This is a genomic window from Moorena sp. SIO2C4 (assembly GCF_010672485.1).
GTDB lineage: Bacteria > Cyanobacteriota > Cyanobacteriia > Cyanobacteriales > Coleofasciculaceae > Moorena > Moorena producens.
The window spans coordinates 1-11609 of record NZ_JAAHGN010000104.1; the positions used below are offsets into that span (position 1 = coordinate 1).

Genomic DNA, 11609 nt, shown 5'->3' on the forward strand with positions numbered 1-11609 from the left:
TGGGCAGGTGTATAATGGCAAACTCAAAACTGGGGAAACTGTTGCGGTCAAGGTACAGCGACCAGGATTGGCACATAAAATTACCCTCGATCTATACATTATACGCCGTCTGGCACAGTGGGTACAAAGCAATGTCAAGCGGGTGCGCAGTGACTTGGTTGCCATCATGGATGAGTTTGGTGCCCGGATCTTTGAAGAGATGGACTATCAGCATGAAGGGCGCAATGCTGAACGCTTTGCCAAGCTTTACGGCAAACTACCGGAAATTTATGTTCCCCGAATTTACTGGGACTACACCGGGCGTCGTGTCCTGACTATGGAATGGGTAACGGGTAGTAAGCTGACGGATATGGAGACAATCAAGGCTAAAGGCATTGATGCCAAGCACTTGATTGAAGTTGGGGTAAACTGTTCCTTGCGACAGCTACTGGAATACGGATTCTTTCACGCTGACCCTCACCCTGGAAACCTGTTAGCCACTTCTGACGGCAAGCTGGCTTATATTGACTTTGGGATGATGAGCCAAGTCAAGAAGTATCAGCGCTATGGTTTGATTGAAGCTGTTGTCCATCTGGTCAATCGTGACTTCCCTGGTTTGGCGAAGGACTACGTGAAGCTGGAGTTTCTCACCCCAGATACAGACCTGACACCGATTATTCCTGCCCTAGGCAAGGTTTTTAACAACGCCTTGGGAGCCAGTGTGGCAGAACTCAACTTTAAGAGTATCACTGACCAGTTATCAGCTTTGATGTATGAGTATCCCTTCCGGGTACCCGCTTACTACGCCCTGATTATTCGCTCCCTAGTCACCTTAGAAGGGATTGCCATGAATGTTGAGCCAGATTTCAAAGTACTCAGTAAAGCCTATCCTTATGTAGCCAAGCGCTTATTGACAGATCCATCACCGGAATTACGGGCATCCTTGAAGGATTTACTGTTTAAGGATGGCGGTTTCCGTTGGAACCGTCTGGAAAACCTGTTGCGCAATGCTGGAAATTCTCCAGATTATGATATCAACCAAGTCTTAGATCAGACCCTAGACTTTATTTTTTCAGATCGAGGAGCTTTCATCCGGGAGCAGTTGGTCAATGAAATTGTCAAGGCGATCGATAGCTTTGGAAGACGGACATTGGATAACGTCAGTTATGCCTTGCAGGAACGTCTAGGCTTAGAAATAAATAATAAAGATAATCAAGACAAGAAGCCAGAAGATCAACCCGAAACTACTGAGAATATCCAGCGGATTTGGAAAATTTTACAAGACACTCCTGGTTTTGACCTAATGCAATTGTTGCCAGTTATTCCTCAAATGTTGATCAAACAGGAGACCCAGGAAATGGGACAAAAAATTGCTGGTGGTTTAGCACAGCGAGTAATTGCTCGGATGATTCGGGATGCTTTACTCCAGGATAATCCTGACAATGGCACCGCTAACGGTCATGGCCAGGGCTCAAACCCTAACTTAGTTTTGCCCCCTGCTGCTGCGATGCGATAGATTATAGAAATTTTATTTGGAAATGCGGTTAGAGGTTGAAGGTTGAAGGTTAGAGGTTGAAGGTTGAAGGTTGAAGGTTGAAGGTTAGAGGTTGAAGGTTGAAGGTTGAAGGTTGAAGGTTACAGGTTACAGGTGACGCAGTTGAAGCTTACAGGTTACAGGTTACAGGTTACAGGTTACAGGTTACAGGTTACAGGTTATTAAACTTCCAAACTTTCAACCATCCAACCTTCAACCTGACAACCAAACAACCTGACAACCTTGGCCAAAAGGCCACGCGATCGCTGAAAGCGGGACTTTGTCCATCGCGTTCAACCAAACAACCTTGGCCTTTTGGCCTTTTGGCCACGCTACGCGAACGGCCACGCTACGCGAACAACCAAACAACCTTGGCCTTTTGGCCTTTTGGCCACGCTACGCGAACGGCCACGCTACGCGAACAACCATTCAACCTAAATCTGCCCAACAAATCCGGAATCTAACAAATTCAAGACGTAGGTTACAGTATGACTAAGAGGGATTAATCTAGTTTAAACCTATGTCTAAACTACAAGAAGCATTGGAATTCATCGAGAAAATTGAACGTGATAACCCTGGTAAATCGGCTTATGAAATTGTTAATCATTTGCGTGGGTACACTAAGAAGGCATATACTAGTAGATTATGGAGTACAGCTACGGGGTATCACCAAGAGTATATTCGAGATGAATTTGAAGGAAAACTCAATATCAATGAATTGGTATTAAGTGGTGAAATTACCGACTTTGGTCATTTTATCGGTTCCCTTTCTGATCAAATTGATCAGCCTGGATTCCAATGGTCAGATTTTACTAGCTGGACTGGTGACCATACCTCATGGGCTGGAGATATTGGTTCGGCGATTGTGGCCTATCGAGACCCCAATGACAACATAGATGTTAACAGTGTCGAGGAAGCTTTGGATAGGTTAGCCAGAGATTCTGATTATACTGCGGATATTGCAGCTTACGTAGTAGGAGAAATGATTAACTCTCGTAAGCAATCTTCCATTACTCAGGCGATTTATCAGTATAATTCTAAGTCCTACTCAGAAAATGTTAGGACGTTTATTAAAAAGCGTTTTGGCGCAGTTATTCAAGAAGATAAACTTAAGAATCCAGCTGGACTTGATTCAAAAATGCGTAGCGCTATTTCTACTTATATCCAGTTTTCTTCAGCCTATGAGTCGTTAAAGTCTATCAAGGATTTAGCTAAATTACCTCTAAATTTAGGTTCAGAAGATAACTCTATACCTAATAGTGTTGATATTTTTAAAGGTTCTCAACATTTTATCAAGCATATAGTCAAGTATGGCAACTTAGATGGTTTACTATTTAAGCCATACCAAATACCTGGGATGTCCTGGCTAGGAACCGTAAACTATGAAGTTAGAGTACCGGGCTGACTTAACTAGTTCATTAGTGTTAAATCGGGAATCGGGAATCGGGAATCGGGAATCGGGAATCGGGAATCGGTAATCGGGAATCGGTAATCGGTAATCGGTAATCGGTAATCGGTAATCGGTAAGAAGTAGTTTTGGGAGCTTAAGAGTATCTTTAAATATATCTTTTATCATAGTTTTATATCATGTTCGGATAATTATTTATAAAACACCATTATCCTTGAAACCTTACTCCTTTACTTCTGCCTAACCCCTCCTGGGAGGGGTTAGGGGTGGGTGCCTTCTGCCCTCTGCCTTGCTTTCCCCAAAGTATAAGTATTCAACCGGACATGATATTACTGAATCGTAAATACTTCTACGGTAAAACTGGTAAAGCCCGATCGATCATAGTGGCGAGTGCCTCGTTGCAATAAAGTCTGGTTAACCAGCCAATCCACTGCCACAAAAAACGCTTTTCCACTCTCTACCTGTGCCGGACAACTGATTGCAATACGGTTGGTAAAGTGTAACCTCAGGTAATCTTCAGCTAAATCGTCTAACGGTTGCCATGAGGTTACTACTGGGCCTGAAATTTGCCAGTCCGGGGTTATTGTTTGCACTGTTCCTTGCCAGTCGCTACTAATTTCATGGGCGGGAGGTAGAGCAGGCACATTCACGAAATGTCCTAGGTGTTCCGGAAAGACAGTAAAGCGTTTTAAGCTGCCACTTTCATCGTATTTGGCAATCGCAGTAGCACGACTATTTTCATATCTTAAACATATATCGGAAAAAAACGTGGAGCCGGATTTTACTGTGGTTGAACCCCAGGAAAAGCCATTGTCTAAAAACAAGCCGGTTGTGATAGGTTGCTTGTAGGGTTTAAAGGTTTTTGTCTCCGTCTTGCCATTAGCATAAGTATAGTGATTTTGGTGATGTATTTCACGACAATCTGCTGTGGGACGAAAGCTTCTAATACAGCGCCAAGATTCTATGACGTCTCCTGTGGTTGAGTATCTAGTCCAAATCCCATAGAAGTCTCCTGAATAATATCGACAGAACTTCTTCCAATTTTGGAGTTTTCGATCCATAGGTTTATTCTGTTATATATAGCAGTTTGAAATTGGTTGAGGTACAAATTTATGGTTTTTAGGGAGTAGGGAGCAGGGAGCAGGGAGCAGGCAAGAGGCAAGAGGCAAGAGGCAAGAGGCAAGAGGCAAAAGGTAAGAAGCAAGACTGAAAAAATTATGTGTACCTCATATCTATAATAAAGGCTGTATCATCACTACTTATATAGTTGTTATATAGTTTAATTTTGGCTATCAATCAAAACTGTTATTTTACTTATTTTATATTCGACTTTAACACCAAAAATCGGTAGTATAGGTTTTTATATGTTACATTATTAATGTGTTAGGTAATGTCTGTATAATTACCCTTAATCAAACTATGCCCCATCTCCCCATCTCTGATTAATTACTCTTTAAGGTTAAACCGGATAACTCACCGGATGAATTATAGTCAACTAGCAGTTGTTGTCTAATATTAGGATTAACTTGCCAATCTCCAATCACAACGAAAGACATTTCTGGTTTTAGTTTGGGGGGATAACTTAATGATATCCCATCTGGATAATAAAAGGTTTGATAGTCTGGATATTCCCAAGCTAAATGAGTTGGTGTTGGCTGAGATAGTTGAGTGACTGGGGTAAGGGTAATTGCTAATCCTTCTTCCCCATTAAGGATATCTCGATCGGGGATTAAATATGGGTTAAGTGTCCAATGATCACAGGGCTTTTGCAAATCCTCCTCTCGGACACTGACTGTTTTAGTTAATTCCCCATCTGAGTTATACATTACTAGCAGACTATGACGTAATTCTTGATATCTAAACCAGAACTCTACTGCAAATAACTCTCCTGGTTCAAATCGATTTACCGTCCAAATAGCCGAGCCTTGATCAAACATATACATAAAGGATGCTTGATCGGTTTGTTCAGCTAAACCATTGATTAAACTATTGGGAGTATTCTGGTAAACCTTCTCCTCTTCAGTTCCATTGTCATACATATATACGTTAGTTTGGTTAATGTGAGTTTGTTCAGAATCACTAATAGAGCATCGACTACCGACAAAGGATTCCATCACTTCACCTTCAGGGGAATAAATTGTCCAAGACCCATACCAATTATGTAAATGATGGGTCATAAAATTAGTCCAGTTATGCTGCTTTAACTGTTCAAATGTCTGATTCATAGCTATTGTGTAAAGTATTGTTACAAAAACAAAAGGGAACAGGGAACAGCGGATCTGGGAACAGCGGATCTGGGAGCAAAAATTATCACAATTTATTTAGGATCCCTAGATATCCGGTTTTTATACTGTTTTATTAAATTGCTTCTATAATGGTTGGTAATTTGAAGGGCTACTGGCTTAACTCTGGAGAAATTAGCGTAGGGTAAACGGTAATTATAAAAGAGTTATGGATAATTGTGGGAACCTTTACCAATTAATAATTAGCAATTCCAAATAAGCAATTACTAACTACAAATTACCAATAAATAACTGTGTTCGATCAGGTAGATAGGGATCAGGTCAAATTTTTAGAACCTATGAACTATAGCAATTCTCTATGCCATGAGGTTGAGAAGCGTACCTCATAAATCCTATAAACGCTATATGTACGATCACAGCAAGCTAAAACCCATGAGAGGGCTATAGCTTTTTTATAAATGCTCTGCATAAGTGATAGCTCCCGATAGATAGTCCTTTTTAGCACACTTTATTTCTCTGAAGGAGAAACTTGTTATGACAGCTGGGATGAATTCAGATCCCCCCAGAGGTCAAAACCTCGCCAGCACCATCGTGCTGGTAGTGGCTTGGCTTTTGGGGAATATCTGGGCACTGCAATGGCTATTTGAGTCATTTAAGTACGCATCACTGCTAAATCTGATGCTAATCGGTGTTGTGCTCATGGCTTGTTTGGTACAGCTATGGCGCGATCGCTTAATTGTAAATGTGTCAGCAACTCCCACCTTAAGACTCTATCCACTGTTGCTAATGTTAGGGTCTGGGATTAGTGCGATCGCATTCAGGTGGTTGGTGTATATCCCACAACTCAATTTACTCAAGAAGCCTTGGGGTCATCGGTGGTAAGTGTGGCGGATGGCTATCAAAACATCCGGGAACGTGAGAACCCTGTGTCTAATGACCGGGGATGAAACGGACGCGACGGGGTTCACCCCGCCGTGTCCCTCTTAAGCTTTGTCTATCTCACTCCTGATCCAGCGCTCAAGAAACTCCCCCACACTACTTCCAGAGTCTTTGGCTGAAAGCTGTAACCACTTCCAGGCGGTATCGGTCAAAAAGACGCCGTGCTGCTTTTTTAGTTCATCGTAATAGACTGGTATTCCTCTCATTCGTTTTTTAGTTTTTCGATCTTCAGTACTTGACATTGTCTAGAACCCTAAAGTATACTAATAATAATCTAGCAAGACAAGGAGTTGATGTCATATATATAGGACGATTCCAGTAAAGGCGACTTTTTCAGATGAAGAGAAAGGTTTTTGGTTGTTTCAATGCCGACAAGCAAACAGCTTAATAAATTGCGCTATTTATTATGTAAAAAACAAGCATTATGATTGGTTGCGCGAACAACCTGAAGCCTACAACACTTATTGGCGTGACGACACCCTCAAGTTTGGCTGGAAGACTTATAAATGTGCGGTAAGATATCCTGAATTAGACAAAGCTCTCAAGATGAGTCCACACTATAAGGCTATGGCTGCTCAGTCAGCTCAACAGACCTTAAAGTCAGTGGGAGAGTCTTTAACTGGTTACAACCAATTAGTTAGTAAATACTACAAAGGAGAAGTTGATAGGCCAAGGCTTCCTAGGTATCGCAAAAAAGGAGGATTGGCTGCTGTTACTTTTCCTAGACAGGCTCTTACCTACAAACAAGGCTTGTTCTACCCATCGGTTAGCAAAGAATCTAAACCCGAATTAATTTGTGACGTAGTCTTAGATCCACCAGCCTTTGTTGACCCAGATTGGGTTAAAGAGGTAACCGTTCGACCATATTTAGGGCAGCTATGGATCAATTGGGTTATAGACGATGAGAAGCAACCAGTAGAAAACAACCCAAATCTTGATTATTCTCAAGCATGGAGCTTCGATCATGGTGGGGATAATTGGCTAACCGGCGTCTCAACTCATGGGAAGAGTTTAATCATTGACGGTCGAAAGCTGAAGTCAATGAACCAGGGTTATGCTCGCCTGGTCGCAAAGTATAAAACAGGAAAACCTGAGTTCTATTGGGATAGCAAGCTTGATCGGGTGCAGCGGAAACGAAATAACCAAATGCGGGATGCAGTCAACAAAACCGCTCGCTTTATTATTAACCGCTGCCTCAGCGATCGCATTGGAAATATTGTGATTGGATGGAATGAGCGGCAAAAAGATTCGATCAATATGGGTCGCAGAGGTAATCAAAACTTTGTGGCAATCCCCACGAAGAGGTTGATTCAAAGACTGAAACAAATGTGCCCTGAATATGGCATTAAGTTGACAGTAACCGAAGAGTCTTATACGAGTAAGGCGTCGTACTTAGACGAAGATCCATTACCTAAGCACGGTGAAAAACCCAGTGGATGGCAACCTTCGGGAAAAAGAGTAAGACGTGGACTCTACAAGACTGCAAAAGGATACCTAGTTAACGCAGACTGCAACGGCGCAGGAAATATTACTAGGAAAGTAGCCAAACAGTTAGGTCTCGATCTAACCAAGATGGGTAGGGGAGCTTTGACACTCCCACATCGTTATGACATTTTTAAGTATCTTAAAAAATCATACCGAATGAGCTGTGTTCGCGAAGCGTCGCCTTTGGCCGTAGGCCACGCTGCGCGAACGGCGATAGTCGCACGGGAAAACCGCTGCGACTTCACAACCTCATAGAATCCCCCGTGTTTCAACCGGGGGAGATGTCAAGACATTGTCAGTCCCTATTCATCCATGATTGTGCTGGTGAATGATGAGCAACGAAGGATGCTCAAAGAAGCAGAAGCGTCGAGCGATCGCTTTGACCGAGAGGTGGAAACTGGGGAAGAACAGTTGAATCAGCCGTCTAATCCCTTTACTGTTTCCGGTGTTCCTGAACCAGAGGTATGGATGTTGATTTTGATCAGTGCGATCGCACTTTTGATTATTAGCAAACGACAAAAAATTACCGTTGACGGTTAACGCTCAATAGTTGTCAATTATTTCATCAATTAGCAAGTGGCGTAGGGTGTGTTAGGGGCGGGATCGGCCTGATTTTATCGGTTCCCAGTGTTAAAAAACCGAGCCCCGTAACGCACCACCCCCTCTTTGCCCTTTTTACTTTTTCAGACAACACGAGCCAAAATCTCTTCTTGATGCAGTCGCTCATGGGGGAAACCCCCAAGACCGCGCTGCATCGCTCCAGCAACTCGCTCCCCTGATTCCAACGCTGATTCCATTCCAGGAGATGCGATCGCAGTATGTTCCCCAGCAAAGTGAATTCGATTCCAGGGTTTAGCCATCTTGTCCTGAAATCCGCGAATTTGTCCGGGGGCAAAGTGAGCATAAGCTCCCTGAGCATAAGGATCACTACCCCAGGAAACCACACGGGCTATCTCCACATTACTTTCAGTAGCAGGGCGAATTCGCTTCAGTTCAGCCTTGACACGACCACCAATGCGATCGCGTGCTTCCAATACCGTTACCGAAATCCCCTTTGCCTCTAATAGCAACGCGCTATATAAACCGGAAAGACCAGCACCGATCACCACTACTGAGGTGGGCTTAATCGAAGCAGATGCAGCAATCTGTTTAGATGCTCGTCCTACCACGAGGGTGGCTAGGGCAGACTGAGCCATCCGACCCAGGAATTTACGGCGATTAAGACCTCTAGTAGTCATTAGTTTGTAGTGATTATTGCATTATTTGATTATTTTAATATTTCATTTTATTGTGTACTATTACAATCCTCTCAAATAGTTTAATTTTTATGTACTTGCCATGGTAACAAGAAGACAATTTAGCAAAATTGTTGAGGAATTCTAATCAATTGAACTGAGATACTTCAATGAGTAATAGTCAGTCCACAGGATTGCCTCTTTGGGTGCAGCAAAGAGATACAGTTATCGCCAATGATGCTGGGGTTGAATGGCGAGAGGGCAAACGCCCTGATTATGCCCAAACTAATCAATTTCTTAAGAAAGGGAGTAAATTTAATCATCCAGAGGGGTCTTTGGAAGCGATCGCTCAAAACTTAGTCAGAACCTTCGAGATGGAAGCCTCCTATAAAGCTAATCCTGAACAGTGGTTGTCTATTGTTGCCGACCAGTTTCGGATGAGCACTAACGGTGGACCAAAGTACAATGCCCAGACTGTTGCTGATATCGGAACATACAACGTATTTCTTGGGGATACGGAACACTATCGCTCCACAGAAGAAACCTTTGAATCATCCATAGAAATTTTCCATAAGGCTTTTCCTAATGGCTTTCTCTGGGAACTGATGGAAGTGCTTTCCGCACCTCCTAATGTCACCTTTAAGTGGCGGCATTGGGGGACGTTTAGCGGTTCCTTTAAAGGCCATGAACCCACAGGAGAAACTATAGAAGTTTTTGGCATCAGTATTGCTCGGGTTACTGAAGACTTGAAGATTGTCTCCTTGGAGCATTTCTTCGATAACAGTTTGTTTCTCAAGCAATTAACATCAGGCTGTCCCTTCCACTCTTAAAATTTAAATAATTCGTAAGCATTCAGCTAATGCGCTACGCCCACCCTTGGCCTGTGGCCACGCTGCTTGAGGTGCGAACAGCTTTCAGCTTTCAGCTTATGGGCGTAGCGTGGGCTTTGGCCAAGGGCTTTTTCCCAGACTTTCAATTCGATAAAATCTCACCTGAGTTCGACGTAACCCTGGAAGCCTTAATCTACCGTAGTTGCTCAAAGCCTGTATCCCCCATTGTTGCCTCAAGGGTTCCCGAAGCCTAGCCTGCTTAGGGCTAATCGCTTATACTCAGATCTTGCACCAAGTTTAAAATTTACCTGTCAAGTTAGGGAACAGGGAACAGCGGATCTTGGAACAGTGATAAGATTTGACTATTTCAGTGCTGAAATTGATTGTTATCACTTCCGTTATTAAGTTTTTTTGTACTGGTGCAAGATCTCAGTTATATGGAAATCAGGTTAGGTAGATTATCCCCCATCACCCGATCACCCCATTACCTGATTACCCCATCTATTCAGGTCTGTGATTGCTGTACACTGGCAAAAAAGAAGTCTTGAAGCAGGTTTGAGGACTTCTTTTGGAGGCTGAAAGTCCCTCTCTTAGGAGGTTTTGTAAATAAAATTAACTTTTACGAAAAAAAAATAGTAGGCTTCTTGTATAATTCTCGACATAGAGGTATGTAACTATTTATAGATACCTACTTACCATCTCTCTCTGAAAATTCAGGAGTAAGTTTCATGGTTGTATTAATAGGCGGTCCAGGTAACGATACCTTGATGGGCGGGGCTGGTGATGACACCCTCAGGGGGAATGCTGGCAATGATAGCCTGGTTGGCGGGGCTGGTGATGATAGCCTGGTTGGCGGAGCTGGTAAAGATACCCTGATTGGCGGAGCTGGTAAAGATACCCTGATGGGCGGAGCTGGTGATGACACCCTCAGGGGGAATGCTGGCAATGATAGCCTGGTTGGCGGGGCTGGTGATGATAGCCTGGTTGGCGGAGCTGGTAAAGATACCCTGATTGGCGGAGCTGGTAAAGATACCCTGATGGGCGGAGCTGGTGATGACACCCTCAGGGGGAATGCTGGCAATGATAGCCTGGTTGGCGGGGCTGGTGAAGATAGCCTGGTTGGCGGAGCTGGTGATGATAGTCTGCTTGGCGGAGCTGGTAAAGATACCCTGATTGGCGGAGCTGGTAAAGATACCCTGATTGGCGGTGTAGGTAACGACTCTCTGTCTGGGGGTGTAGGTAACGACTCTCTGTCTGGGGGCTTAGGTAATGATACCATCGTAGGTGTAAATCCCAGCAGTAACAATCCAGGTGTTAATGAAATTGATACCTTAACCGGAGGAGCTGGTGCTGATACATTTGCGATTGGAAATAGCAATAATCCTTACTATGTCGGGGGGGGAGGACCTGCGGGTCTCAATGACTACGCTCTAATTACAGATTTCCAATCTGGTACGGATAAAATTCAACTCAAGCAAGGCATCAACTATACCTTTGGTTCCAACTTTATCGCTCTCGATTCTGGTTCGGGCTTTGATGTTATTGCTATAGTTTCTCCTGGCTATGACCAAGGGGATCTGATATTTGTATAACGACTAGTACACCGTCTCGGAAATAACTGACTAGTTAAAATCTCCTTGATCTGGCCCGTTTCCCCCTTTTCTTCCTCTCCGTTAAACTGAGATCTCGAACCATTGTGATTAATCGTTTGGTGGGCAGTGCTTACTTTGGCTATGGCCAGCTTGGTGAATCTTTCTGGTGCACTGCCCACCCTACATCAACCTGAGTACTCGAACACGCATTTTTCTTAATAAGCCAAAGTGCAAATTTACACTGATCTAAAATTCTAAATCTACAGGCAAGTCAGTACATGTTGCATGCTTATCAGGATTTTTACATTAACCTTCAGTCAATTAGATCAAATCATCCATGTAGAGAAGTTTAATTTACTTGTAA

14 protein-coding genes are annotated in these 11609 nt (G+C 43.3%); 9 read left to right on the forward strand and 5 right to left on the reverse strand.

Going from position 1 to position 11609, the window contains the following annotated elements; genetic code table 11:
- The 3 genes from F6K20_RS08325 to F6K20_RS08335 all read left to right on the forward strand — a co-directional run.
- On the forward strand, nt 1–1495 hold a 1495-nt coding region (locus tag F6K20_RS08325), incomplete at its 5' end, for an ABC1 kinase family protein (RefSeq protein WP_287294406.1).
- A gap of 325 nt (nt 1496–1820) precedes the next feature.
- Nucleotides 1821–2009 carry a hypothetical protein gene (locus tag F6K20_RS08330; protein WP_131826882.1) on the forward strand — a complete coding sequence of 63 codons (189 nt, stop codon included), beginning with the start codon at nt 1821–1823 and terminating at the stop codon, nt 2007–2009.
- Between the two features lie 24 nt (nt 2010–2033).
- Nucleotides 2034–2918, forward strand: a complete 885-nt coding sequence (locus tag F6K20_RS08335; RefSeq protein WP_008181576.1) for a hypothetical protein — start codon at nt 2034–2036, stop codon at nt 2916–2918.
- On the opposite strand, the gene F6K20_RS08340 is transcribed toward F6K20_RS08335, so the two are convergent.
- The 3 genes from F6K20_RS08340 to F6K20_RS08350 all read right to left on the reverse strand — a co-directional run bounded on the left by F6K20_RS08340 (nt 2880) and on the right by F6K20_RS08350 (nt 5146).
- On the reverse strand, nt 2880–3089 hold the full coding sequence (locus tag F6K20_RS08340) for a hypothetical protein (RefSeq protein ID WP_154659718.1): 210 nt from the start codon (nt 3087–3089) through the stop codon (nt 2880–2882). The two genes, F6K20_RS08335 and F6K20_RS08340, sit on opposite strands and share 39 nt — an antisense overlap.
- A gap of 161 nt (nt 3090–3250) precedes the next feature.
- The gene (locus F6K20_RS08345; RefSeq protein WP_008181574.1) at nt 3251–3982 is read right to left on the reverse strand and encodes a DUF3598 family protein; all 732 of its coding nucleotides are present in this window, start codon (nt 3980–3982) and stop codon (nt 3251–3253) included.
- 381 nt (nt 3983–4363) lie between these two features.
- Nucleotides 4364–5146 (reverse strand): DUF3598 family protein, encoded by a 783-nt coding sequence (locus F6K20_RS08350; RefSeq protein ID WP_008181571.1) that lies wholly within the window; start codon nt 5144–5146, stop codon nt 4364–4366.
- A gap of 552 nt (nt 5147–5698) precedes the next feature.
- On the opposite strand from F6K20_RS08350, the gene F6K20_RS08355 reads away from it, so the two are divergent.
- Entirely contained in the window at nt 5699–6046 is a 348-nt protein-coding gene (locus F6K20_RS08355) for a hypothetical protein (RefSeq protein WP_071103047.1), read from the forward strand.
- 101 nt (nt 6047–6147) lie between these two features.
- Here F6K20_RS08355 and F6K20_RS08360 read toward each other — a convergent pair whose 3' ends face one another.
- Entirely contained in the window at nt 6148–6345 is a 198-nt protein-coding gene (locus tag F6K20_RS08360) for a hypothetical protein (RefSeq protein ID WP_008181567.1), read from the reverse strand.
- Between the two features lie 58 nt (nt 6346–6403).
- On the opposite strand from F6K20_RS08360, the gene F6K20_RS08365 reads away from it, so the two are divergent.
- Both F6K20_RS08365 and F6K20_RS08370 read left to right on the forward strand, forming a co-directional pair.
- Nucleotides 6404–7843, forward strand: a complete 1440-nt coding sequence (locus tag F6K20_RS08365) for an RNA-guided endonuclease InsQ/TnpB family protein (RefSeq protein ID WP_229414406.1) — start codon at nt 6404–6406, stop codon at nt 7841–7843.
- Between the two features lie 57 nt (nt 7844–7900).
- The gene (locus F6K20_RS08370) at nt 7901–8128 is read left to right on the forward strand and encodes a PEP-CTERM sorting domain-containing protein (protein WP_008181562.1); all 228 of its coding nucleotides are present in this window, start codon (nt 7901–7903) and stop codon (nt 8126–8128) included.
- Nucleotides 8129–8271: 143 nt separating this feature from the next.
- Here F6K20_RS08370 and F6K20_RS08375 read toward each other — a convergent pair whose 3' ends face one another.
- The gene (locus F6K20_RS08375; RefSeq protein WP_044492507.1) at nt 8272–8826 is read right to left on the reverse strand and encodes an FAD-dependent oxidoreductase; all 555 of its coding nucleotides are present in this window, start codon (nt 8824–8826) and stop codon (nt 8272–8274) included.
- Nucleotides 8827–8993: 167 nt separating this feature from the next.
- Between F6K20_RS08375 and F6K20_RS08380 the strand changes: the two genes are divergently transcribed.
- The 3 genes from F6K20_RS08380 to F6K20_RS08390 all read left to right on the forward strand — a co-directional run bounded on the left by F6K20_RS08380 (nt 8994) and on the right by F6K20_RS08390 (nt 11245).
- Entirely contained in the window at nt 8994–9653 is a 660-nt protein-coding gene (locus F6K20_RS08380; RefSeq protein WP_008181559.1) for an ester cyclase, read from the forward strand.
- A gap of 29 nt (nt 9654–9682) precedes the next feature.
- On the forward strand, nt 9683–9907 hold the full coding sequence (locus tag F6K20_RS08385) for a hypothetical protein (RefSeq protein ID WP_008181557.1): 225 nt from the start codon (nt 9683–9685) through the stop codon (nt 9905–9907).
- Between the two features lie 474 nt (nt 9908–10381).
- The gene (locus F6K20_RS08390; RefSeq protein ID WP_287265702.1) at nt 10382–11245 is read left to right on the forward strand and encodes a calcium-binding protein; all 864 of its coding nucleotides are present in this window, start codon (nt 10382–10384) and stop codon (nt 11243–11245) included.
- Nucleotides 11246–11609 lie beyond the last annotated feature (364 nt).